At 65.5% G+C, this 25,013-nt stretch carries 17 protein-coding genes; 12 read left to right on the plus strand and 5 right to left on the minus strand.

What is annotated here, in order from left to right:
• Positions 1-24: 24 nt before the first annotated feature.
• Positions 25-447 carry a DUF2141 domain-containing protein gene (locus tag BJD12_RS13175; RefSeq protein ID WP_005996266.1) on the minus strand — a complete coding sequence of 141 codons (423 nt, stop codon included), beginning with the start codon at positions 445-447 and terminating at the stop codon, positions 25-27.
• A 206-nt stretch (positions 448-653) separates the two neighbouring features.
• Positions 654-1,220 carry a methyltransferase family protein gene (locus tag BJD12_RS13180; protein WP_005996268.1) on the minus strand — a complete coding sequence of 189 codons (567 nt, stop codon included), beginning with the start codon at positions 1,218-1,220 and terminating at the stop codon, positions 654-656.
• A gap of 33 nt (positions 1,221-1,253) precedes the next feature.
• Here BJD12_RS13180 and BJD12_RS13185 point away from each other — a divergent pair, with 33 nt between their 5' ends.
• Together BJD12_RS13185 and BJD12_RS13190 are read left to right on the plus strand one after the other, a co-directional pair.
• A complete protein-coding gene (locus BJD12_RS13185) occupies positions 1,254-2,480 on the plus strand; it encodes a sensor histidine kinase (protein ID WP_039421955.1) in 1,227 nt (408 codons plus the stop codon).
• Positions 2,477-3,109, plus strand: a complete 633-nt coding sequence (locus tag BJD12_RS13190) for a response regulator transcription factor (protein WP_005996273.1) — start codon at positions 2,477-2,479, stop codon at positions 3,107-3,109. Before BJD12_RS13185 ends, BJD12_RS13190 begins: the two co-directional genes overlap by 4 nt.
• 1,039 nt (positions 3,110-4,148) lie before the next feature.
• Here the strand turns inward: BJD12_RS13190 and BJD12_RS13195 are convergent.
• Together BJD12_RS13195 and BJD12_RS13200 are read right to left on the minus strand one after the other, a co-directional pair.
• Entirely contained in the window at positions 4,149-4,556 is a 408-nt protein-coding gene (locus tag BJD12_RS13195; protein WP_005996275.1) for a hypothetical protein, read from the minus strand.
• Positions 4,553-7,903 carry an nSTAND1 domain-containing NTPase gene (locus BJD12_RS13200; RefSeq protein ID WP_005996277.1) on the minus strand — a complete coding sequence of 1,117 codons (3,351 nt, stop codon included), beginning with the start codon at positions 7,901-7,903 and terminating at the stop codon, positions 4,553-4,555. The genes BJD12_RS13195 and BJD12_RS13200 overlap by 4 nt, the downstream gene beginning before the upstream one ends.
• Positions 7,904-8,220: 317 nt before the next feature.
• On the opposite strand from BJD12_RS13200, the gene fabV reads away from it, so the two are divergent.
• Both fabV and BJD12_RS13210 read left to right on the plus strand, forming a co-directional pair.
• A complete protein-coding gene (gene fabV, locus BJD12_RS13205; RefSeq protein ID WP_005996280.1) occupies positions 8,221-9,429 on the plus strand; it encodes an enoyl-ACP reductase FabV in 1,209 nt (402 codons plus the stop codon).
• A 357-nt stretch (positions 9,430-9,786) separates the two neighbouring features.
• Complete coding sequence (locus BJD12_RS13210) at positions 9,787-10,068, plus strand: hypothetical protein (protein ID WP_005996282.1); 282 nt, start codon at positions 9,787-9,789, stop codon at positions 10,066-10,068.
• Positions 10,069-10,245: 177 nt separating this feature from the next.
• Here the strand turns inward: BJD12_RS13210 and BJD12_RS13215 are convergent, their stop codons facing one another.
• On the minus strand, positions 10,246-11,268 hold the full coding sequence (locus tag BJD12_RS13215; protein ID WP_005996284.1) for a sugar kinase: 1,023 nt from the start codon (positions 11,266-11,268) through the stop codon (positions 10,246-10,248).
• A 285-nt stretch (positions 11,269-11,553) separates the two neighbouring features.
• Here BJD12_RS13215 and BJD12_RS13220 point away from each other — a divergent pair, with 285 nt between their 5' ends.
• The 8 genes from BJD12_RS13220 to BJD12_RS13255 all read left to right on the plus strand — a co-directional run bounded on the left by BJD12_RS13220 (position 11,554) and on the right by BJD12_RS13255 (position 24,967).
• Entirely contained in the window at positions 11,554-14,334 is a 2,781-nt protein-coding gene (locus tag BJD12_RS13220; RefSeq protein ID WP_042828518.1) for a TonB-dependent receptor, read from the plus strand.
• 240 nt (positions 14,335-14,574) lie between these two features.
• Complete coding sequence (locus tag BJD12_RS13225) at positions 14,575-17,769, plus strand: TonB-dependent receptor (protein WP_042828519.1); 3,195 nt, start codon at positions 14,575-14,577, stop codon at positions 17,767-17,769.
• A gap of 12 nt (positions 17,770-17,781) precedes the next feature.
• Positions 17,782-18,759: a pectinesterase family protein gene (locus BJD12_RS13230; RefSeq protein ID WP_005996289.1), complete on the plus strand. Its 978-nt coding sequence runs from the start codon at positions 17,782-17,784 to the stop codon at positions 18,757-18,759.
• Positions 18,759-19,787 carry a pectate lyase gene (gene pelA / locus BJD12_RS13235; RefSeq protein ID WP_005996291.1) on the plus strand — a complete coding sequence of 343 codons (1,029 nt, stop codon included), beginning with the start codon at positions 18,759-18,761 and terminating at the stop codon, positions 19,785-19,787. The genes BJD12_RS13230 and pelA overlap by 1 nt, the downstream gene beginning before the upstream one ends.
• Positions 19,788-20,008: 221 nt before the next feature.
• Positions 20,009-23,872 carry a LamG-like jellyroll fold domain-containing protein gene (locus BJD12_RS13240; RefSeq protein WP_005996292.1) on the plus strand — a complete coding sequence of 1,288 codons (3,864 nt, stop codon included), beginning with the start codon at positions 20,009-20,011 and terminating at the stop codon, positions 23,870-23,872.
• 187 nt (positions 23,873-24,059) lie between these two features.
• Positions 24,060-24,269, plus strand: coding sequence for a hypothetical protein (locus tag BJD12_RS13245; RefSeq protein ID WP_039421942.1), 210 nt, complete (start codon positions 24,060-24,062; stop codon positions 24,267-24,269).
• A 60-nt stretch (positions 24,270-24,329) separates the two neighbouring features.
• Positions 24,330-24,713 carry a hypothetical protein gene (locus BJD12_RS24970; RefSeq protein WP_005996294.1) on the plus strand — a complete coding sequence of 128 codons (384 nt, stop codon included), beginning with the start codon at positions 24,330-24,332 and terminating at the stop codon, positions 24,711-24,713.
• 53 nt (positions 24,714-24,766) lie between these two features.
• Positions 24,767-24,967 carry a KTSC domain-containing protein gene (locus BJD12_RS13255; protein ID WP_050812903.1) on the plus strand — a complete coding sequence of 67 codons (201 nt, stop codon included), beginning with the start codon at positions 24,767-24,769 and terminating at the stop codon, positions 24,965-24,967.
• Positions 24,968-25,013 lie beyond the last annotated feature (46 nt).

Below are 25,013 nucleotides of genomic sequence, written 5' to 3' on the forward strand. Positions count from 1 at the left end.
CAGTGCTCCTGTCGCGTGCCGGCGTCAGCGCATCTGCACGCTGATACGCTTCCCGCCGGCCGGCAGGTCGAAGACGATCTCGTCGAAGCCGGGTTTACGCATGCCGGTGGGGTTGTTGCTGAAGCCGTAGCCTTCCACCGGCATGCCGATCAGGTTGGTGTCCAGCTTGCCGTTGGCGTTTTCGTCGTGATTGACCATCACCGCGTAGCGCCCGGGCGCCAGATTCTTGAACTGGATCTGTGGTGCGCTGCCCCTGATCGGCACCGTCTGCGCCTGTACCGGTGGCTGGGCGCCATCCAGTTGCGCCGCTGTGGCGATCACCGCAATGCGTAGCTGCCCCTGTTGCGAGCGCAGGCCGCCGATGCCCACATCCAGATCGGCGGCGTCGACGGTAGCGCTGCCCAGCAGTGCGGTCAGGGCGACAACGGCGTAAATGCGGGCAACCATGCAACTCTCCTGGCAACGATGGGGATGCGACGCGCGGAGCCGATGGTACGCAGCGCGCCAGCCCGGCAGCGGTGGCGGCTGTCGCAGATCGACCGATGCGCAGCGACGCCAGACAGTGCGGCACTGCTTCCCCCTGCATGCGGTGCAGGCCGAACCCGTGTGCGAGCGTGCGAAGCCCCGCTGCGTTGCATCCGCAACTGCCAACCTCACCACACCAGCGGCAGCAGGCGGTGGCTCTGCGCGGCATAGGCCGGGTAGGCAACCGGGAAGGCGCGTTGCAACGCAGCTTCTTCGATCCGGATGCGATGCAGGAATGCCAACGTCACCGGCACCACGATTGCCGCCACCGACAACGCGTTGCCCATGCCCAGCGCCAGCCCGTAAAACGCCAGCAGCGCGCCGGTATAGGACGGGTGACGCAGCCAGCGATACGGACCGCTGCGGACCAGCTGGTGATCGGGCTGGATGGTCACATCCACCGTGAACCAGCGTGCCAGCACCTGGATGGCCCATACCCGCAGCGCCAGGCCTCCGCCGATCAAGGCGCAACCGGCCCACTGCAGTGGCGCGTGCCAGCTCTGCGGCCAGTGCGCCAGCCCGCTATAGGCCAGTGCGACCGCAATGGCCACCGCCGCATACAGCACGCGCCACAACTGCTGCAGCGTGCCCTGATCGTGCGCGCCGCCATCGCTGGCGCGGCGACGGCGGCTGAGCAGCACTTCATAGCCACCCCAGATCAGATTGAGTGCGAGAAACAGACTGGAAGCAGACATGGCGTGACTCCGTGGCGATGGGGTGGGTTGGTGATGCCAGTGTGCGCAGGCGCTGCGCTCAGCACAGGAGCCGCAGGTCATCGATCGCACCTGCCGGAAGTCACTTTCTGCAGGCGCACCATTGCCGAGCGGGCACGCGGCGGTCAGCATCGCTGCATGACAGCTCTCCTGCGCGACATCACCAAACCGCTGAACCTGGCCGGCATGCTCGCCATCGTGGCGGTCATGCTGTCGTTCGGCCCGGAACGCTCACCGGACGGGGGATGGCGCTGGGCCGCCCTGATCGCCTTCACCCTGGTGTTCCTAATGCGCTACCTGCTGCCGCCACGGCCGTTGCCGCAGCATGGCGCACTGTTGCTGCAGGCGCTGCTGGCAGTGGCGCTGGTGTGGCTGGAGCCGCGCACCGGGACCTCGCCGGTGCTGCTGGTGCTGGTGGTCGCGCAGGCGGCAATGCGCTGGCAACCGCCGCAGGTGCTGGCGCTGATGCTGGTGGTCAATGCGGCCATGTATGCGGTATTCGTGCAGGCGCACGTCTCGCGCCCCCTGCTGGCAGTGACCATCTACACCAGCTTCCAGGCCTTTGCGGCGCTGACCGCCAACTACGCGCGCAGTGCCGAGCGCGCACGCGATGCGCTGGCCTACGTCAACGCGGATCTGCTGGCCACGCGCGCGCTGCTGGCCGACAGCGCACGCGACGCCGAGCGCCTGCGCCTGGCGCGCGAGCTACACGATGTGGCCGGGCACAAGCTCACCGCCATGCGCATCAATCTGCGCCTGCTCAGCGCCGACCCCGCGTTGGCGCAGCGCGACGACGTTGCGGTGCTGGAGCAGCTGTCTGCCGAATTGCTGGCCGACATCCGCAACGTGGTGCAGTCCATGCGCGACGACCGGGGCCTGGATCTGCAAACCGCCTTGCGCGCGCTGGCCGCCCCGTTTCCGCGCCCGGCGCTGCGCCTGCGCATCGACCCGGACGTGCGCATCACCGATGCCCGCGTGGCCGAGTTGTTGCTGCGGCTGGTGCAGGAAGCGCTGACCAATGCCGTGCGGCATGCCGATGCCGACGAAGTCGCCGTACATCTGCAATGCGAGAATGCGCAGCTACGGGTGGACATCCAGGACGACGGCCGCCGCGCCGAGCGCATCCACGAAGGCAACGGCATCACCGGCATGCGCGAGCGCCTGGCGGCCCTGCACGGTCAACTCGAGCTTGGCCTCACCCCCACTGGCGGCATGCATCTGACAGCGAGAGTTCCGGTGTGAGTTCACTTCGAATCGCCCTGGCCGACGACCAGATCTTGGTCCGCGCCGGCTTGCGCGCCCTGCTGCAGCAGCAAGGCGTGGAGGTGGCCTGCGAGGCCGACGACGGCCAGGCATTGCTGGATGCGCTGACGACCACGTCGGTGGATGTGGTTCTCAGCGATATCCGCATGCCCGGCGTCGACGGCATCCAGGCGCTGGTGCAGCTGCGCGCCCGTGGCGACCGCACCCCCGTGCTGCTGCTGACCACCTTCGACGACAGCGACCTGCTGCTGCGCGCCACCGAGGCCGGCGCGCAGGGCTTCCTGCTCAAGGACGCCGCCCCGGAAGACCTGCGCGATGCCATCGCCCGCGTCGCTGCCGGCGAGACCCTGCTGCAACCGGTCAGCACCGACCCGGTACGCGCGCGTTACCAGTTCCGCGACCAGCAGCCGCCCAGCGAGACCTTCAGCGAACGCGAGGTGGCGATCCTGCGCCTGCTGGCCGGCGGTTATTCCAACAAGGAGATCGCCCGCACCCTGTTCCTGGCCGAGGGCACGGTGAAGAACTACGTTTCCACGATCCTGGAAAAGCTCGGCACCCGCGACCGCACCCGCGCGGTGCTGAAGGCGATCACCTTGCGGGTGATTTGAGGGCGGGGATAGGGGAGCCGGGAGTCGCGATTGGTCAGCGCGCTATCCGGGGTTACGTGAGGGTGGGATTGGAGGTTTGGAAAGGCGCTGCCGCGCGGCGTTACGGTGAGGTTGAGAACCCAGGCGTTGGCAGCGGGCGCTGGTCAGAGTGCCACCGGCTGCGGCAGGCGTCAGCTGACACGCAGCAGTCGATGCAACCAGACGCGCAACGCCGCTCTCCTGCGTGAGGGGCCGGGGTAAGGCTACGAGGCGAAGCAACCGTGCAATGTGCTGGAACAAGGCATCGCGCTCATCCTTTGCCGGTTCCCGGAGCGGCCTCTGCTGCAGGTGGAAGGAACCGGCTGGCAGAACGTCGGAATGGCGTGGCGCAAGCGACAGTCGCTCCAGGCTCGCTCGTTGGTGACCTGAGAGCTGCGCCAGAAGGGCCCGCTTGCCCATAGTCAGCGAGCCGGGCTGGGGGCAAGCAGCGACGCCAGGCTTGTCGGGACGTCAGCCAGGCCTCACACGAAAGGGCCGCCCTATCTGGCTGTTTCAAAAGGAGTTTACAGCGTCTTTCAGCTGCCGCCAGCAACCGTAAGGTTGCCGTCAGGTCCTGGGACGGGCAACGCACGAAGGTGGCCCGGCGGCCACTGGCGCCGCCCGGAAACGCGCCGCGCTCCGGTCTGCTGCGGAGACCGTCATGCGCTTCTTCCAACCTCTTGGCTTGCTGTTGATGGTGTCCGTTGCCGTCGCCTGGTCGTCCCCGACGCAGCCCGAGTTGCCAGGTCCGTGGATCCAGGCCGCACTTCCGGCGTGAGTTGCGAGTTGAGCCAGCCGCGTGATGCGCCGTCGCTACAGCGCCGGCGAGCCTGGCGGGCAGGCTGCATCCCCGCCGGCAGCGCGGGAGCGACGGTCGCGTACAGGGAGTTGGCCGCCGTGTGGTCGAGCGACCTGTCCGTGCGAGGGGCTGGGCTGGGCGAGGACCGCCATTGGCGGCCCTCGCGATGCGGCGGCTGTCGGTCTCCGTATGACGGTGGTGACGCCGGCGGGGGCCTAGGCTCTAGGGGGTGATCTGTGGATCGTTGCCCACCTCGGGGTCGCAGCTGAAGGTTTCCCCACGCTGCAGGTCCTCGACGACCACCATGAAGAAGATCAGTGTCGAGCGATCGTTGGCATTGCGAAACGAGACCCAGCGGCCGTCGGGGTCGTACTCGATGTTGCTGATCTGATTCTGCGAGTCGGAGCTGATCAGCTTGCGAATCCTGAAATTGAAGCCTACCGCCTGGTCGAACCGGTAACGCATGGTGACGTTGCGATGGTGGCCCGGCACCAGCACCATCCCTGGCTGATAGTGATAGTGGTACTTCCCGTGGCCGGTATTGCCGCCGATCTCCACATACGCCACCGACATTGCGCAATCAATGTCCGCACCGGGATGGCACGCGATCTTGTTTTCCTGTTCCGTCATGACGAGGTCTGTTCCTTGAGGAGCGGGGCGTAAAAGGAAACGAACCCCGGGTGACGGTAGCCCGCCTGATACAGCCACCCGAGTTGTTGCATGACTGCCGCCTGCCGGCCCAGCAGGATCTGCGCCCGGACCCATGGATCGAGCAGCGCCTTGTTGTGGCTGGCACCGGCGTCGGCACCGAGCACCGCGACCGCGCGCTCCCAGCATGCGCGTGCCGCCGCTGTCTTGCCGGCTGCGGCGTGTTGTTCGCCTTCCCATACCAGTGCGTGGGCAAGGGTGGTCGGTCCTAGCGGGTCTTGCGGCCGGGCGCGATGCAGGGCCTCCAGCCGGGCGACGCTGGCCTGCAATGCCGCTGCACGGGCAGCCGCTGCATTTGGCTGCAGATACGCCAGCCGCAGAGCGATCACCGCATCCAGCCATTGCCATTCCGGCAACGGCTGACGCTGCTGCAGCAAGGGTGCCAGGCGTTGCCGGGCTTGTTGCAGTGCGCGTTGCCCCTGCGCGGGCCGTCCATCCAGCGCAGCGGCCCAGCCGACCTGCGCGTAGGCATGGGCCAGGTCGCGCTGCCATTGCAGGTTATCCGGCTGCAGGGCCACCAACGGTTGCAGGATTGCCACCGTCGCCTGTGCATCGGTCTGCGCCTGCGCGGTTTGACCGCGTGCCAGTGCCAGGTTGGAGGCCAGCAGCAACGAAGTGGCCAGCCGGCGTCGCCATGTGTCTGCATCGGGCGTGGCCGCCACCAGCGTGCGCAGCATGGCGATCTGCTCGCGGTACCCGGCTTCGGCCGGCGCCAGCAGACCTTGCGTCTCCTGTGCCGAGCTGCGCCAGGACAGGCCATTGATCAACTCATATCGCACGTTGGTGTTCTCGGGCGCGGCGGCAAGCACGCGCTGTTTGAGCGCAATCGAGCGGGTGAACAAGGGGATGGCGCTGGCTGAATCGCCCACGTTTTGCGCGAGCGAGCCGAGATTGGTGAGCGCGTAAGAAAGTTCCAGCTGCCAACGTGGGTCGTGCGGTGCGCTGCGTTGCAAGTCCTCGGCAATGGCCAGATAGCGCGACCAGTGCTCACGCGCCAACGCCGGCTGCTTGCGTTGATACTCCAGATACCCACGCCAATACGCGGCCTGCCCGGTCTCTGCCCGTGCCTCCAGCAAGGACGGCGCATGGCGCACCGCTTGCTCGGCGATCGTGGCGGCGCGCAGGAATGCTGCTTGTGCCTCATCGAGCTTGCCTTGGTTCATCAGCACCTCGCCGGTCGTGCGCAAGGCACGCGCATGGTTGACCAGCTCGTCCGGCTGCATGCCGGCGCTAGGCAAATCTTCCAGATACCCCAGCGAGCGGCTGCCGACGCTGTCTAGCAGCTTGAGGTTGCCCACGGTGCGCAGCTGCTCGGCCAGGTCGCCCAGCATGTAGCCCACCAGTTGCTGCGCCTGGTCGCGGCGTTCTTCCGCTACCTGCTGGGCCTGGCGCGCCTGCCAACCGAGCAGGAGCGATGCGCTGGCCAGCACCACCAACAAGGTGGCGGCTGTTGCATACAGGCCGCGGCGACGTCGCTGCGAGCGCTCGCAGGCGCGCAGGAATGCCACATCCACCGCATCCAGATCCTGCGGCATGCGCCGCGCGGCTTCGCGCGCTTCGCTCAACGGGCGCCCGCTGTTGAGCAGGTGATCGGTGCGCCGGCCCTCGCTTGCCCAACGCTGCGCGGCCAGTTGCAGGCGTTTGCGTGCCTGCAGCAGCCGGCGGTTTTCGTGGATCCACTCGGCCGCACGTGGCCATTGCCGCAACAAGGCTTCGTGGGCCACCGCAAACCCCGGCTCGCCGGCCACCAGTTCGCTGACGAACAGCCGCGCATGCACGAAGGCATCGACCAGCGCGTGCGCTGCACCGTCGGCCGGCAACGCCGACCAGGGCGCACGGCGTGCGGTCACCGCAGCGCTGTCGGGGTGGATCACGCTCAGCTGCGTCAGCACCTCGCCCAGCGCCGCTTGGGCGGCGGCCGGCAGCGCACGAAAGGTCGCTTCGGCGTGATGCGCCAGCGCGCCTTCCAGGCCACCCAGTGCCCGATAGGCCGCAAACGTCAGCAGGCCATCGTCGCTGCGCTGCGCGTGCAGCGCATGCAACAGATGCTGCAACAACGGCAATGCATCGGGCTGGCGCGCGGTGGCATCGCGCAGCACATCGTCCAGGCGACTGAGGCTGTCGTGCTCTTCTTCGAAGCGCAGCCCGGCCATGGCCGCAGGCACGCGAATGATCTGGCCGATCTCGCCATCGCGCGGCGGCAGCAGATCCACGTGCCCGTCGCCGCGTTTGAGTTCGACGATGTCCGGCAAGGCATCGATCAGGCGCGGGTAAAAATCGCTGCGGGTCAGCATCAACACCGCCACATGCGCGCCGTTGCACAGTGCCTGCAACGCAGCGGCCAGCGCACTGCGGTCGGCATCGGTGATGCCGGGCGTGGCCACCATGGCTTCGGCATGGTCGATCACCAGCAGCAGATGCCGCTGGGTGTGTGCGCCATCGCGGACGGGGGCGCCGTACCGCATCGCTTCGCCAATGGCCGCATGCAGCGCGGCAGGGTGCTGCCACCACTCGGCAAGCCGCGCCAGTTGCGCCGGCGAGAACACCGCACGCTCGGCCACCGACCACTCGCCCAATGCGCGGGCGAGCGTGTCGTGCACGTCGCCGCCGCGGCATTGCGCCAGGTTGCAGTACGTCACCGCCACCGCTTCCAGCCCATCCAGCCCGCCGCCTTGCGACAGCAACGGCACCACGCCGGCACGCAGCAACGAGGTCTTGCCGCAGCCGCTGGCCCCGCTCACCAGCACTAGTCCACGCTGGCTGTGCAGCTGCGCGCGCAACGCGGCCACCACCTGCGCAATCGCATGGCTACGCCCGAAGAACACCTCGGCGTGTGCCGGGTCGAAGGCCTGCAGGCCCACGTACGGGCTGCCTTGCGCCCACGACTGGGTGCCGATCACCGCGCCACGATACTCCTGCGGAAACACCACCTTGGGCAGCAGCCGGTAGCCGCGTTTGCGGATGGTTTCGATAAAACGCGGTTGGCGGCTGTCGTCGCCCAGCTTGCGGCGCAGCTGGGCAATGGTTTTGTGCACCGGGTTATCGCCGTAAAAGCTGCCGTGCCACACCTCGATCAGCAATTGTTCGGCGCTGATCACTTCGCCAGCGCGCTCGGCCAGCGCAATCAGCACTTCCATCATGCGCGGTTCCAGCGTGATGGTCTGGCCGTCGCCCATCAACGTCAGCCGCTCCGGTTCGACCAGCAGCGGACCCAGGCGGAACCGCGGAACGGAGCTCAGCTGCGTGACGCGCTCGCTACGAAGAGACATCGTTCGGATACCGGTCGTACAACTGGAAGGGGCCTGGACAATCGCCAACAGGCACGGCACGGCAGCCCCGGAAAATAGCACAGCTGTTGCGGCCGCAATGGCCCGATGTCGCGCTTCCCGCGCGGCTGCACGTGCGTGCACGGCGGCGTGTTGGAGCGCGACGCGACGGCCGGACGCAGGGCGATGCGTGTACCGGCCTGTGGTCGTACGCGGGGCTCACATCCCTCCATACAGCAGCGTGTGTTGCGCATCAGGCTGTTTCGCATGCGGTGCACCGATTAAGATGCCGCCAGCATCTTGCTGACCAGGAGTCCACGTTGATCATCCATCCCAAAGTGCGCGGCTTCATCTGCACCACCACGCATCCGCTCGGCTGCGAGCGCAATGTGCTCGAGCAGATCGCCGCAACGCGTGCACGCGGCGTGCGCAACGACGGCCCGAAGAAGGTGCTGGTGATCGGCGCATCCAGCGGCTACGGCCTGGCCTCGCGCATCACTGCCGCGTTCGGATTTGGCGCCGACACGCTGGGCGTGTTCTTCGAAAAACCCGGTACCGCCACCAAGGCAGGCACCGCCGGCTGGTACAACTCCGCTGCGTTCGACAAGCACGCCAAAGCTGCGGGCCTGTACAGCAAGTCCATCAATGGCGATGCCTTTTCCGATGCCGCGCGCGAAAAGGTGATCGAGCTGATCAAGACCGAGATGGGCGGACAGGTCGATCTGGTGGTGTATTCGCTGGCCTCGCCGGTGCGCAAGCTGCCCGGAAGCGGCGAAGTGAAGCGCTCTGCGCTCAAGCCGATCGGCAACACCTACACCGCCACCGCGATCGACACCAACAAGGACACCATCATCCAGGCCTCGATCGAGCCGGCCAGCGCGCAGGAGATCGACGACACCATCACCGTGATGGGCGGGCAGGATTGGGAACTGTGGATCGACGCGCTGGACGGCGCCGGCGTGCTTGCCGATGGCGCACGCAGCGTGGCCTTCAGCTATATCGGCACCGAAATCACCTGGCCGATCTACTGGCACGGCGCGCTTGGCAAGGCCAAGGTGGATCTGGACCACACCGCGCAGCGTTTGAACGCGCGCTTGGCTGCCCGCGGCGGCAGTGCCAACGTGGCGGTGCTCAAATCGGTGGTGACCCAGGCCAGCGCCGCGATCCCGGTGATGCCGCTCTACATCTCCATGGTCTACAAGATCATGAAGGAAAAGGGCCTGCACGAAGGCACCATCGAGCAGCTGGACCGCCTGTTCCGCGAGCGCCTGTACCGCGAAGACGGCCAGCCTGCCGAGGTGGACGACGAAAACCGCCTGCGTCTGGACGACTGGGAATTGCGCGACGACGTGCAGGACGCCTGCAAGGCGCTGTGGCCGCAGGTCACCACCGAAAACCTGTTCGCCCTTACCGACTACGCCGGCTACAAGCACGAGTTCCTCAAGCTGTTCGGCTTCGAGCGCGACGATGTCGATTACGACGCCGATGTGGCGACGGATGTCACCTTCGATTGCATCGAGTTGGGGTGAATCGGTAATCGGTAATCGGGAATGGGGAATCGTAAAAGCGGTGGCTCTGCGCTTTGAGTTCCCGGCACGATGCGTTTGAGAACGGCCGGCAGACGATGTCGGCCGTTTTCATAAGGGCTGGCCGTGGTGGTGCTGCGTGGGTTTGCTGCGCGGTGGTTCATACCACAGCACTGCTGCGGGGGTGCTCTGGTGACTTGTTCGACAAGTTCTTCCACAACATGCATTGGCACTGGGCTGGCTGCGGGATGGGTAGCGGCCGTACCCTCATCCGCCCTTCGGGCACCTTCTCCCGAGGGGAGAAGGGAGCACTCGGTTTTTGCCGCAACACCGCCGCAGCCACTCTAATCCCGGCACCCAATGGACAAATTGATCGCCCATCTCGTCCTGGCCTTTCTCGTCAGCAGCGTCTGTGCGGTGTTGTTGCGCTTTGTTCGGCTGCATGGCGCGCTGAAAGCACTCGCCAATCTTGCGATCACCACGGCCGTGGTCTGCGTTTTGGTCATGCAGGACGGCTCGGCACCGCCGTGGCAGAACGCGTTGTTGATTGCATCGTTTTTCAGCGTTCCGGCATCGGTGTGTGTGGTGCTGGTGAGTAGCGCAATGGCATGGGTCATCAACAAGCGCCGCGCACGCCGCTAGGTGCTTGCAGCAATCTGAGCTTGCAGCGGCGCACAAAACGCCGCGTGTGAGCCGCGCTTAGCCGGAGCACGCCGCGCAGTGGTGGCGTGCGCCGACGTTTCAACAAGACGGCGCAGGGGCAGGCCGAAGCAAGCGCCGTCACGCTCTTACGATTCCCGATTCCCGATTCCCAGCCCTTCACCGCTTCACATCGAAGCGCGCATCGCCCACGCACGCCTGCACATCGGCCACCGATAGTGGATTGAAATCGCCGGGAATCGAGTGCTTCAAGCAACCGGCGGCCAGGCCGAAGCGCACCGTGTCGTCCAGCGACCAGCCTTCGATCAGGCCGTGCAGCACGCCGGCCGCAAACGCATCGCCACCGCCGATACGGTCGATGATCGGGGTGAGCTCCTCGCTGGGCGCACGCGCCACCGCGCCGGCGCGCGGCACCAGCATCGCGCCCAGGCTGTGGTGGTCCACGTTATGCGCCACGCGCTGCGTGCAGGCCATCAACTGCAACTGCGGGAAGGCCGCAAACGCCTGCTGCGCGGCCGCTTCCACCCGCGCTTCCAGCGTGTCCTGCGCAAACTCGCCGCCCAGCACCACGCCGATGTCGCGGTAGTCGGCAAACACCACATCGGCGCATTCGAACAGCTGATGCAGGATGCCGCGTGCATCGCCCTGCCAGCGCTGCCACAGCTTGGGCCGGTAGTTGCCGTCGAACGACACCTTGACCCCGGCCGCACGCGCGGCGCGCGCTGCCGCCAGCGTGGCCTGCGCCACGTCGGCGCCCAGCGCCGGGCTCACCCCGGACAGGTGCAGCCACTGCGCGCCCTCCAGCAGGGCCGGCCAGTCGTAGGCATCGGCCGACGCCAGCGCAAATGCCGAATCGGCGCGGTCGTAGACCACTTCGCTGGGACGGTGGATCGCGCCGGTCGTCAAAAAGTACAGGCCCATGCGGCCATCCACCCGCCGCACGTGGCGGGTATCGACGTCGTGCCGGCGCAACTCGCCCAGCACCGCAGCGCCCAGCGGGTTATCAGCCACGGTGCTGACCATGGCCACGTCATGACCGAAATGCGCCAGCGACACGCCAACGTTGGCCTCGGCACCGCCGCAGTGCACCTCCAGTCGCGGCTGCTGCAACAGCAATTCGTGACCAGGCGCCCCCAGGCGCAACAACAACTCTCCAAAACACAGGATGCGGGCACGACTCATGCGGCAATACCTCGGTTGTGTGGTGCGTCACGGGGTGGGGGAACCGCGGCGCGTTACGATGACCATCGGTGTCATTCTAGCCCTCCCCGGAGACGGTCGGACAGACCCAGGATGCGACGCGGCGTGACGGCTTGCGCCCCATTTAGGCGAAATCCTGACGCATTTCTGCTGCGCTGCAAGATGTTGAACGACGATTCAGCTGGTAACGTCGTTTTGACCAGCGGTGTCATTGCCGCTTACACCCCCGCATTTCACATTGTTCATGGACCCTTGGGAGGGGAGGACATGCAATTTCGGACCACCAACCGGAAGACACCGGTTACCTTGCTGGCATTGTCGATCGGCCTGGCGCTGAGCGGCCACGTCGCTGCACAAGAAACTACCCAAGCGCATGCAGAACCGGCCGTCGACCTGGACACCGTCACGGTGACCGGCTACCGCGCCAGCGTTGAGAAGGCCCTGGACATCAAGCGCGGCGAAGCCGGCGTGGTCGATGCAATTGTGGCCGAGGACATCGGCAAGTTCCCCGACCTCAACCTGGCCGAATCGCTGCAGCGCATTCCCGGCGTGGTGATCACCCGTGAGGCCGGCGAAGGCCGCGCCATCTCGGTGCGTGGTCTGGGCCCGGAGTTCACCCGCGTGCGCATCAACGGCATGGAAGCGCTCACCACCGTCGGCGCCGGCGACCAGAGCGGTGGCACCAACCGCGGCCGCGGCTTCGACTTCAACGTGTTCGCCTCGGACCTGTTCTCGCAGCTGATCGCGCGCAAGACCGCCTCGGCCGATGTGGAAGAAGGCTCGCTCGGCGCCACCGTCGACCTGCGTACCGCGCGTCCGTTCGACTACAACGGCTTCACCTTCGCCGCCAGCACCCAGGCCGCCTACAACGCCATGGCCGAAAAGGCCAACCCGCGCGTGGCCGGCTTGATCGCCAACACCTGGGCCGACAACACCTTCGGCGCCTTGCTGTCGGTGGCCTACACCGAGCGCGAAGTGCTGGAAGAAGGTTCCAACACCGGCCGCTGGGCCAATGGCCCCAGCAACGGCGGCTTCAGCCCGACCTCGCCGTTTGCCGCGGCGCGCTCGGCCGATGTCTATCATCCGCGCTTCCCGCGCTACACCCAGCAGATCCACGACCAGCAGCGCCTGGGCGTCACCGGCTCGCTGCAGTGGAAGCCGTCCGACCGCACCACGCTGTCGCTGGACATGCTGTATTCCAAGATCGACGCCAAGCGCGACGAGCACTACATCGAAGCGATCTCCTTCAGCCGCAACCGCGACGGGCTCACCCCGCGCCGTGCGGTGCGTGACGGCAAGCCGGCCACCATCGTGCGCAACGGCGAGATCCGCAACAACGCGCTGGTCTACGGCGAATTCGACAATGTCGACATCCGCACCGAAAACCGGCACGACGAGTGGAACACCGAGTTCAAGCAAATCAGCTTCGACATGGAGCATCGCTTCAACGATGCCTTCAGCGTCAATGCCCGGGTCGGCACCTCGCGCTCTGCGCACGAGAACCCGATCCAGACCACCATCATCATGGACAAGTACGACGTCGACGGGTACAGCTACGACTACCGCGGCAACAACCGCGCGCCGGTGCTGAACTACGGCATCGACCCGACCAATCCCAACGGCTGGGAACTGGCGGAAATCCGTCTGCGTCCGCAGTCGGTGGACAACGACTTCGACACCGGCCAGATCGACTTCAACTGGAACATCAGCCCCGGCTTCCGCCTCAAGGGCGGCGTGCTGGCCAAGAACTACACCTTCAGCACCGTGGAACTGCGCCGCGCCAACGAGCTGGCCGTGCCCACCTTCGCCAACGGCACCACCATCGTGCCGGCAGACCTGACCGAACAGGCCGGGCTCAAGGGCATCAATGGTAGCCCCAGCGCGTGGGTGGTGCCCAACCTGGATGCGGTGGCCGACCAGTTCGGTATCTACAGCAACAGCGGCACCTTCGCAGTGGCCCCGGGCGTCAACAATAGCCGCAGCGTCGAAGAAAAGGACCGCGGCGTCTGGTTGATGGGCGAGTTCTCCACCGACCTGGGATCCATCCCGCTGTCGGGTAACTTCGGCGTGCGTTACGTGCGCACCGAGCAGGAGTCCACCGGCTATGCGTTGATCAACAACGCACCGGCGCTGACCACCGTCGGCCGCAAATACAACAACACGCTGCCCTCGTTCAACCTGGTGGCCGAGCTGATGCCCGACCTGCTGCTGCGCCTGGGCGCGGCCAAGGTCATGAGCCGTCCCGGCCTGGGCAGCCTGACCCCGGGCGTCACCGTGGCCGTGGCCGGCGGTTCGCGCACCGTGGCCGGCGGCAACCCGGATCTGGACCCGATCGAAGCCACCAACGTCGACCTCGGCCTGGAGTGGTACTTCAACGAAGGCGCCATGCTCGGCGTCGGCGTGTTCTACAAGGACATCGAAAGCTTCATCCAGACCGCGCGCGAAGTGCGCCCGTACTCCAGCAGCGGCCTGCCGGCCGAGTTGCTGGCCGGTACCGGCGCCACCGTCAATGACGACTTCGCCTTCAGCATTCCGCTCAACACCCCGGGCGGCGAATTGAAGGGCGTGGAAGCCAACTACACCCAGCCTTTCACCTTCCTGCCGGGCAAGTGGGCCAACCTGGGCGTGCAGCTCAACTACACCTGGGTCGATTCGCAGATCCAGTACCTGGCCAGCAGCGGCGCGCCGGTGATGAAGAACGACCTGCTCGGGCTGTCGCGCTCGTCGTGGAATGCCACGCTGTTCTACGAAGGCGAGTCCTTTGCAGGGCGCGTGTCGGCCACCAACCGCGACGACTACCTGACCCAGGCACCGGGTTCGGAAGCCGGCTTCAACGTCGATGGCGTGCATGGCATGACCGGCACCACCATGATCGACGCCTCGCTGCGCTACAAGATCAGCAAGCAGCTGGAGCTGAGCCTGGAAGGCATCAACCTCACCAACGAAGCCTCTGACGAATGGGTGTCGTCGCCGCGCACCGGCCAGTTGCCGCTGCAATACGGCGAAACCGGCCGCCAGTTCCTGCTGGGTGCCCGCTACAAGTTCTAAGTGTTGCCCGCCCGCTGCGCACCTGCGCAGCGGGCCCTATTCCAACGCCTGATCGCATTGCCGCCTGCGCCGGAGTTCTGTGCGCGCATGCAACGCGGTGGGCGTGCTTCAAGCCGCAGACACCGCATCGCGCCACGCAACGTCGCGCCGCACGGTGGCGGCGATGTGACGAGTCGACGCCCGTGGCCCGTGGGGAGGCTGCACGCGTCTTTGCAGCCGTGCCATTGGAGTGAGTGCCTCATGCAAGTCCGTTCGCGTCGTTCCGCCCATGTGGCGGCCGCTCGCCTGCCCACCGCGCGTCTGTCGGTGGCCATCGTCCTGGCACTGCACGCGGCCACGGCCGTCGCGCAGACCGCCCCGGCACCTGCCACCGATCCGGTGGATCTGGACCGCGTACAGGTCAAGGCCACCTACCGCGAAAGCCTGCAGCAATCGCTGGACGCCAAGCGTTACAGCGTGGAGCAGGTGGATGCCATCTATGCCGAAGACATCGGCAAGTTTCCCGATCTGAACCTGGCCGAATCGATGCAGCGCATCGCCGGTGTGTCGATCGACCGCGAAGGCGGCGAGGGCAAGCAGATCTCCGTGCGCGGCCTGGGTTCGGATTTCACCCGCGTGCGGATCAACGGGCTGGAAGCGCTGGCCACCGCCGGCAGCGGCAGCGATGGCGTCAACCGCAGCCGCGGTTTTGACTTCAATACCTTCGCCTCCGAGCTCTTCAGCCGCGTCACCATCAGCAAGACCCAGTCGGCGCAAACCGATGAGGGCTCGCTGGGCGCCACGGTGGATCTACGCGGCTCGCGCCCGTTCGACTTCGATGGGTTCGAAGCCGCTGCGTCCACGCAGTACGGCTACAACGATCTCTCGCGCGAAAAAGACCCGCGGTTTTCCGGCCTGATCAGCAACATCTGGGCCGATGGCCGCTTCGGTGCCTTGATGTCGGTGTCCTACAGCGAGCGCCATCTGCGCGAGGAAGGCTACAACCCGGTGCGCTGGGAGCACGGCAACTACCGCAACTCCAACCAGAGCACCGCCACCAACAACGGCACCTATGGCTTCTGTTCGCCGGTGGGCTACAACCCGCAGACGCCGCGCAACCCGCTGGCCAACGAAACGCCTGCCGGCGTCGGCTCGCAGGCTAATCAAGACCGCAACAACGGCTGGGGCAGCTACGGCATCAGCGCCACCAACTGCGGCACCGGCATCCCGCGCCCGGCCAACACGCCGGAGAACATCCAGGCCTATGAAACCGCCACCGATGCTTGGATTCCACGCTACCCGCGCTATATCCGCACCGATCACGAGATCAAGCGGCTGGGCGTCACCGGCGCGCTGCAATTCAAGGTCAGCGACGACACCCTGCTGAACTTCGACATGCTGTATTCCAAGCTGGACAAGGACCAGCGCGAAGACTCGGTCGGCGCCAACCTGCACCGCGCCGCCAACTTCGGCGGCAAGACCCAGATCGCGGTGCGCGAAGCGCAGGTGGATGAGCAGAACCGCCTCACCTACGGCGTCTTCGACAACGTCGATTTCCGCACCGAATCCAGCAACATCGAAGAATCCACCGAGTTCAAGCAATTCAGCCTGGACCTGGCGCACCGCTTCAACGACCAGGTGCGCGTCAACGCCTTGCTCGGCCACTCGACCTCGGACTACGAACGCCCCGAGTTTTCGATGGTGAGCTTCGACAACACCAACCTGGACGGCTTCGTGCTCGACCGGCGCGGTGGTGGCGATTACCCCAGCATGACCTTCCCGTTCAACGCCGGCGACACCAACAACTGGCAGTGGTTGGGCTATGGCGCGGTGCCGGTCAACAGCAACGGCACCGCACGCGGCACCAACATCAGCGAAGTACGGCTCAACCCGCAATCGGTGAGCAACACCTTCGACACCGCCAAGGTGGATCTGGAATTCAACATCAACCCCACCTTCACCTTCCGCACCGGGCTGGCCTACAAGGACTACGACATGGAGACGTCGGAGTCGCGCAACATCTCCTACGGGCGCCTGGCGCAGGCCTTGCCTGCCGGCGTGGGCGTGGGCGATCTGAGCACCAACCTGGACGGCTTCGGCCGCAGCTTGAACGGCAGCTTCCCCACCACGTGGGTGATTCCGGATTTCCAGAAAGTCGCCGACCTGCTCAACATCAACTGCAACTGCGACACCGGCGTGCCCGGTGGCGACTACCGCCTGGCCGATGTCGGCCACTTCGGCTCGTCCAACAACAATTTTGCGGTCAACGAAAAGAGCCTGGGCACCTACCTGCAGCTGGATTTCAACACCGACCTGTGGGGCCGCGCGCTGCGCGGCAACCTGGGCGTGCGCTACGTGCAGACGCAGATCGCCGCCAGCGGCTATGCACCGTGCACGGCCACCGCTACTGGCGCCATCTCGCCCAACTGCGAGTCGTTCTTCGGCGTGGCCAGCGCCACCGCCAACCCCGGCGAGCGCCTGTTGGTGCCCACCACGGTCAACCACAACTACCGCGACATCCTGCCCTCGTTGAATCTGTCGTGGGATGTCAGCGACGAGGTGGTGCTGCGCTTCGGTGCGGCCAAGACCATGGCGCGGCCCACGCTGGCCTATCTGTCGCCCAGCGTCAGCGGCGGCCCCACCCAGTTCTTCGACGACGGGCGCTTTTTCTCGATCAACCTGGGCAATCCCAAGCTCGACCCGTTCCGCTCCACCAACTACGACCTCAGCGCCGAGTGGTATTTCCGCGAAGGCTCGCTGCTGTCGGCGGCGGTGTTTTACAAGGACATCGACAGCTACGCGCAGCGCACCCGCGTGCTCACCACCTGGGAAGCGATGGGCTATTCGCTGGACCTGCTGCCCGCAGGCTTCACCCCGGACACCATCTTCAATGTGCAGAGCTACTTCAACACGCCCGGCGGCCCGCTCAAGGGCTTCGAGCTGACCTACCAGCAGGCCTTCGATTTCCTGCCCGGCTTCTGGCGCAACTTCGGCGTGCAGCTCAACTACACCCAGGTCGATTCCAAGATCAATTACCTGTTCAGTACCGCCGGCAACAGCAATACCAGCATCACCACCACCACCACCGAACGCGACCTGCTCAACCTCTCGCCGCACTCCTACAACGCCACCGTCTACTACGACGACGGCCGCTTCAGTGCGCGCGTGTCCACCAGCTATCGCGATGGCTACATCAACAACATCCTGGCCCAGGAAGACGTCTACGACCTCGATGGCCGGCGCCTGGTCACGGCCGATGTCACCGGCAAATACAGCGTTGAAAACGTCGATTTCAACATGTCCTACAAGCTCAACGACCACCTGTCGCTGACCTTCGAGGCCATCAACCTGCTCGACACCCCCGACCGCCGCTACGTCGATTCCACGCTGGAACTGCCCGACAAGTACACCGTGACCGGGCGTCAGTACTACATCGGCGCGCGCTACAAGTTCTGACAGGAGCAACGCATGCAACTGCATCGCAGGATCGTGTTACGCACCCTCGCCGCCACCGCACTCCTGGCCGGGCTATCGCTCGGCAGCGGAGTGGCTTTCGCCGCCGACCCGGTGTACACCGTGGCCAAGCAGGGCAGCGCCGGCTACCGCACCGTGCAGGCGGCTATCGACGCTGCGGTACAGGGCGGCAAACGCGCGCAGATCAACATCGGCGCCGGCACCTATCAGGAGCTGATCGTGGTGCCGGCCAACGCACCGGCGCTCAAGCTCACCGGCGCCGGCCCCACCCAGACCATCATCACCTACGACAACTACGCCTCGCGCATCAATCCGGCCACCGGCACCGAATACGGCACCTCCGGCTCGTCCAGCGTCATCATCGCCGGCAACGACTTCACTGCGGAAAAACTCACCTTCGGCAATCACGCCGGTCCGGTCGGGCAGGCGGTGGCGGTGCGCGTGGATGGCGACCGCGCCGCGTTCCGCAACGTGCGCTTTCTCGGCTACCAGGACACGTTGTACCTGCGCGGCGCCAAGCTGTCGTACTTCCTGGATTGCTACGTGGAAGGCACCGTGGATTTCGTGTTCGGCGCCGGCACTGCCTTGTTCGAGAACGTGCAGCTGCATTCGCTGGGCGATGGCTATCTTACCGCCGCCTCCACCCCGCAGGAAGCCGCACGCGGCTTTGTGTTCCGCAATGCGCGCGTCACCGCCGCCAGCGGTGTGTCGCGGGTGTTCCTGGGCCGGCCATGGCGCCCGTACGCCAGCGTGAGCTTCATCAGCAGCCAGCTTGGTGCGCACATCGTGCCCGAGGGCTGGAACAACTGGGGCAACACCGCCAACGAGGCCACCGCCCGCTACAGCGAATACCAGAGCAGCGGCGCCGGCGCCAACCCGTCGCGCCGCGTCAAGTGGTCGCGTCAGCTCAGCGCCGCGCAGGCCGCTGCGCTGGACCGCAACACCATCCTCGGCAGCTGGAGGCCGTTCTGATGATCAAGTTCTCCACCTTCGCCTTCACCGGCGCGTTGCTGTTGGCACCGCTGTCGGCCATGGCCGACAAGATCGCCGACAACATGCTGCTGCTGCAGACCGCCTCCGGCGGTTGGTCCAAGCAGTACAAGGGCGTGGCCGTCGATTACACGCGCACCTTCACCGCTGCGGAAATCGCCGAGCTGCAGCAGCCCGGCCGCAAGGACGACGCCACCATCGACAACAAGGCGACCACGTACGAAATCACGTACCTGACCACTGCCTTCAAGAACGAAAAGAACGCCAAGTACATCGCCGCCGCACGCCGCGGCGTGGACTACCTGCTCAAGGCGCAATACGCCAACGGGGGTTGGCGGCAGTTCTACCCGGACCTGTCGTCCTACCATCACCAGATCACCTACAACGACGACGCTATGGTGCGTGTGCTCAACCTGCTGCAGGACATCGGCGAGGGCAAGGGCGACACCGGCGCACAGCTGCGTGGCAGCCACGGCGCCAAGTCCACCCAGGCCGTGGCCAAGGGTTTGGAATGCGTGCTCGCCACCCAGGTCAAGATCGGCGGCACGCTCACCATCTGGGGCGCGCAATACGACGAGGTCACGCTCAAGCCGGCCAAGGCGCGCGCGTACGAGATCGCCTCGCTGGCGTCGGGCGAATCGGTCAGCATCGTGCGGTTCTTGATGCGCCAGCCCAACCCCTCGGCCAAGATCAAGACCGCAGTACAAGCGGCAGCTGTCTGGTTCGACACCCATCGCATGCGCGACCTGGCCACCAAGAAGATCGACGACCCCACCCAGGAAACCGGCAAGGACGTGATCCTGGTTGCGCAGCCGGGCGCGTCGCTATGGGCACGCTTCTACGACCTGCAGAATCAACGCCCCTTGTATGCCAACCGCGACGGCAAGGCCTTGACCGACTACATGCAGGTGCCCAACGAACGCCGCGTCGGCTACGTCTGGCACGGCACCTGGCCGGACAAGTTGTTGAAGGACGAGATTCCCAAGTGGAAGGCCGCAAACGGGCTGTAGTGGACGCGGCCATCGCACCATCGCACGCGGCGCATGCTGGCGCGCGCAGCACGCAGGCACGGCATGTACTCTCGTACGTCCCGGCCCGCTTGCTCGTACGCCGACATGCGCCGCGTGCCGCGTTGCGTTGGCATGGTGCAGCGTCTGTCGCCCATGCGGTGCGGCAGTGGTTTTGAGAAAGTGGTTTTGAAACGGACGAGGTGCGTGTGCTGAAGGTTTGGATGGGTTTGTTGTGTCTGATCGCGCTGCCGGTAAACGCGGCTACCACCACCGCGCCGGAGCTGTTGTTCCGGGTCTCGGCCGACCGCGACCTGCAGGCCGATGTCGCCCGCGGCGACGGCGTGCCCAACTTCCGCGACAAGATCACGCTGGTGCCCACCGGCAAACGCGGCAACGCCATCGAATGGGCCGACGACGGCGTGCTGTCGTGGAATGCGCCCGGCAACCTCTACACCCAGCGCGGCACGCTGAGCTTCTTCTGGCGCGCGCGTTACCCGGTCGGCGAAGCACCGTTCGTGATCTTCCGCGTCGGCTACGCCGACCACACCAGCTGGGACATGGCCTGGCTGCGCATCGACTGGAACGGCCACGGCTTCGATGCCTTCGTCACCGACGCCAACCTCGCGCGCACCCGCGTCTCGTTCAAGCTCGACAAAGCCCCGGCTGCCAGCGACTGGACCCATATCGCCTTTGCCTGGGACGAAACCCGCGGCGTGCGCCTGTATGTCGATGGCAAGGAAGCCGCACGCGTGGACTGCGGTGCGCCCTGCGCCAACGGCGGCGCGCTCGACTTCGACGCTGCGCTCGACCAGTTCGGCTTGGCCGGCCGCGTGATGTCGCCGCACCAGGTGCAAAGCCGCTACAACTTCCTGCGCGGCAGCGACTTCGACGAGATCCGCATCTACGACCGCATGCTCGATGCCGCAGGCGCCAGCGCGCTCGCCCGCCTGCAGGAACCCACAAGCGCCGAAGCATCCACCGGCGACGCGCAACACGCCGCCTTCCTGCACCGCTACGGCTGGGACAACGGCCACGCACCGCCCGCACTTACCGCACCGGTCACCCGCATCCGCAAGGTGGAATTCACCGACGCGCGCGACCTCAAGCAATGGATGTGGAAGGCCACCGACGGCATCGCCGAAACCACCTGGCCCGGCGTCTACAACCGCTCGCGCCTGCCCGGGCGCGATGACTACTTCCAGCTGCCGGACTGGAACACCTATGTCGAAGGCGGCAAGGCGCTGGACCTCACCCTGCCCGACGAGCCGGTCAACCGCATCGAGCTGCGTGGCGCCGCCTACGGCCAGGCCAGCTACGCCGCCCCCGCTGCCGCCGGTGCAAGCAGCGCGCAGGCGCAACCACTGTTCGCGCGCAGCCAGGGCGTGGTGCGCAGCGTGGACCAGTTCCCCGAGCGCCGTGGCGGCACGCTGCGCTTTGCCAACACCGCGCAGGAAACCCCCATCCAGGAAATCTGGGCCTACAACGTGCAACCGGGCGAGGTGCCCAAAGGCAGCGCGCAACTCAGCTACACCGTGCGCAGCGACATCCAGCCCGACTACGACAATCTCGCTCCACTGCGCGATGTCATCGCCGGCCGTTACCCGCCGGGCGAGCGCCAGACCGTGATCGCGCTGCCCACCAAGGCGCCCGCACGCAAGCGCCCCAGCGACAAGACCGCAGCAAGCGCGCAGCAGCCCATCGTGCACATCCTGGTGCCCTCCAGCCTGGGCAACCCGCCGCCGGACCAGGCGCTGATGCGCAGCTGGTCCTACGGCTGGGAGAACATGCACGACGGCCTGGATGGCATCGCCATCACCCTGCCGGCGCTCAACCTGCCGGCCACCCACAACGGCAGCATCCCGCTCAACATCCGCATCAAGGACCCCATCTGGCCCGCGCGCGACATGATCGACGTCTCGGTCGCCGTCGCTCCCGGCCAGGCCCGCACGCTGTGGCTGGACCTGCGCGACAGAATCCTCAGCAACGACAGCCTGATGCTCAGCATCGCCGCCGCCGCGCCCGGCTTCGATGCCGACGCGCTCGATGGCACCCAACTGCAACTGGTGTTCAAACCGCGCAACGAGGCCATCAAAGAGCACGTTGCCGACCGCTTCAACCAGGTCAAGGACAACTGGGGCTTTCTGGTGGAAGAACACACCACCTCCAAGCGCCAGCTGCTCTACAAGCGCCTGGATGCGGACATCACCGACCTGCTGCGCGTCGACCCGGACAACGCCCTCGGCCGCGAATACTGGAACGACATCAGCTACGCCAACCAGGGCGCGTTGCCTGTCGAGATGCCCAGCGTGCCCAAGGGCGTGCCCGCCTGGGCGTTCTGGCAGCTGCAAGACCTCAGCGCCACCCGCCGCTACATCCGCTGGTGGATCGAGCAGCGCCAGGTGGCCTACGGCGATTTCGGCGGCGGCATCTCCGACGACTCGGACCTGGTGCAGCAATGGCCCGGCGTCGCCCTCATGGGCGTGGACCCGGACATGCTCAACGCTTCCATGCTCGCGCTGTCCGATGCCAACTACCGCAACGGCATGTTCACCAACGGCCTGTCCACCATCGAAACCGACGAGCTGCATTCCTACGAGGAGGGCATCAACCTCAACAGCGCCCTGCTGTATCTCAACTGGGGCGACCCACGCACCGTCGAGCGCCTGATGGAAACCGTCAAAGGTTTCGACACCATCATCCAGGTCAACCCGCAAGGCCACCTGCTGTTTGCCAGCAACTGGTTCGGCGGCCGCAAGGTCTACCGCGAGCCCAACTGGCAATGGCAAAAACCCTACTCCTTCCCCATCGTGCACCCGGCCATCCTGCTGGGCGGCTATAACGCCGACCCCAACAGCCGCCGCATCGTCACCGGCCTGGCAGACGGCTATCTCGCCCACGCCTATACCAACGCCAAGGGCAACTGGGCGCTGCCCAACGAGATCAACTGGCAAACCGGCAAAACCCGCGGCGGCGAGCTGTTCGAAGGCAGCGGCGGCGCCGACACCTTGCACACCTTCTGGGCCGCCTACCGCTTCACCGGCGAAGATCGCTATCTCAAGCCCATCGACTACCGCGTCGCCAACAGCGGCCCGAATGGTTTATCGCTGCTCAACGAAAACTTCCTCGATGTCATGGGCAAGCGCAGCGACTGGAGCGGCAAGTTAATCGATGCCGCCAACAAGGACGACGGCAGCGCCCCGGACTTCCCGCACCATGTGGCCTGGGAGCAAACCGGCAATCTGGATTATCTCGCCGCCATTTACCGCAGCGAGGCAAGAGAGAAACTTCAGAACTTCTACATGAACACCGAAGGCCACTGGTGGAGCGACCGCGTGGAATCCCCCACGGTCAACCTGCAACGCGCACGCTTAGGCGGTGTGGCGCTCAAGCGCAACCAGACCTACCCTGGTCACACCGTGAGCTGGCGCTTCAATGATCCGGAGGCCGCCACCCAAGTGGCCATCGCCATCCCCGCACCCCGGCAAGACCGCTTCACCGTCATCGCCTACAACACATCGAATAAAAACCAGCGCGCCAGCATGACCGGCTGGAACGTCGCCCCAGGCCAATGGCGCATCACCCAGGGCGTGAGCAAAGGCAACGACGGCAAGCTCGACAGCGAAGGCAAGACGCAAGAGTTCGCTTTCGAAAAAAGCGCTTCCATCGACATCGACTTCCCCGCAGGCCGCACCACCGTCCTGCAGCTCGAACGCATCGCAGCCACCACCCCGGTCGAACTACGCCCGGACCTGGGCATCGGCCATGGCGATGTACGCGTGACCGCAGACGCCATCGAGGTGACCGTGCACAGCCTCGGCCACGCCGATGCACCGGCCGGGTTTGTGCTGCTGGAGGATGCGCGTGGGAAGGAGTTGGCGCGGGCGGAGTTTCCGGCACTTGCCGCGCCACGCAATCTGCAGCCAATCACCACGCAGGTACGCCTGCCGCTAACCAACGCGGCAAATCTAAAAAACGCGCACCTGCGTGTGGTGACCGAAAGCAACGTCCCAGAGATTACCGACCTCAACAATAATCTCGCTCTACCCACCCCAGCCAAGCCGGCAACCGCAAAAAACAGCCAATAACCCAACACACCAATCCCTTCTCCCGCACGCGGGAGAAGGTGCCCGAAGGGCGGATGAGGGCAAACCCGGTAAAGCCAGCAATCAATCGCGCAAGCGCATTGACGCAACCCAAAAACTCGGCGAGGATCAAGTCACGCAGTATGTAATGCAGCCGCAAAGCCACACATTTCTTCAGGGGGAAGAAACAATGTTGAGCAAGGCATGGAGCATCGTGGCACTGAGTGTGGTCGCACTCGGTTTGTTTACCCCAACAGCGCAGGCGCGCGTCAGGGCCGCCGGCACGCACCACACCACCAGTCACGGCGGTCACTACAGCGCAGGCCACGGGGCCTCGCACAAGGGTGGCAGCTACCGCAGCACAAGTACCAACAACCATTATCGGCGTCACAAGTCCTAGCAGGCCTCAAGCCAACGCCACTCGGAAGTGCAGCGTGATGCAAGAACTAGGACGCGAAGAATGCGCTATCAAAAACTCCTGAAGCTGCTCGCCGGCCTTGCCGGCGTCATGCTCGCAGCGACAGGCGCTTTGCTGGTGGCGCTGGTTGCAGCAGGCCAGGTACGTGAGGGACAGACGGGCGCGTTGATCAGTGGCATCGGATTTCTGGTGATGGCCACTCCTGCGCTGGCAATGCCGTTTTCCGTACGTGCTGCCAAGCGATTGCTGATGCTGACACTGTGCTGCCTCGCGGCACTCGCGATTTGGCTTTCCTTCTGGCCGAAAGAGGGTGTCACGCCGACGCTTCAGCTGCGAGTCGCCGTCCTTGCGTTCCCGGCACTTCTGATACTCCGCATGCTGCTGGCTCGCCATCGCAAGTTGACGAAGCTTAGCGCTGACAATTGATGCAAGTAGAAGCCGCGATGTGGTGCGACTTAATTCAAACGCTAGGAAAACCGATGGATATGATTCGCGTCACCTCTTCAGCCATCAGCGCCATTGGCTACGACTCGGCTACCATGCGTATGAAAATTCAATTCGTGCAGGGCCACACATACGACTTCTGCGGTGTGCCCTCGCACGTGTTTCAGCGGCTTCGCGATGCGGGCTCAAAGGGCCGTTACTACAACGATCATATTCGTGACCGCTATCAGTGCTAACCACCTGAATTTGGGGCGTTTCCAAGTAATTCATTCAAGCCGAGCC

It is taken from the genome of Xanthomonas vesicatoria ATCC 35937 (assembly GCF_001908725.1).
Taxonomy (GTDB): domain Bacteria; phylum Pseudomonadota; class Gammaproteobacteria; order Xanthomonadales; family Xanthomonadaceae; genus Xanthomonas; species Xanthomonas vesicatoria.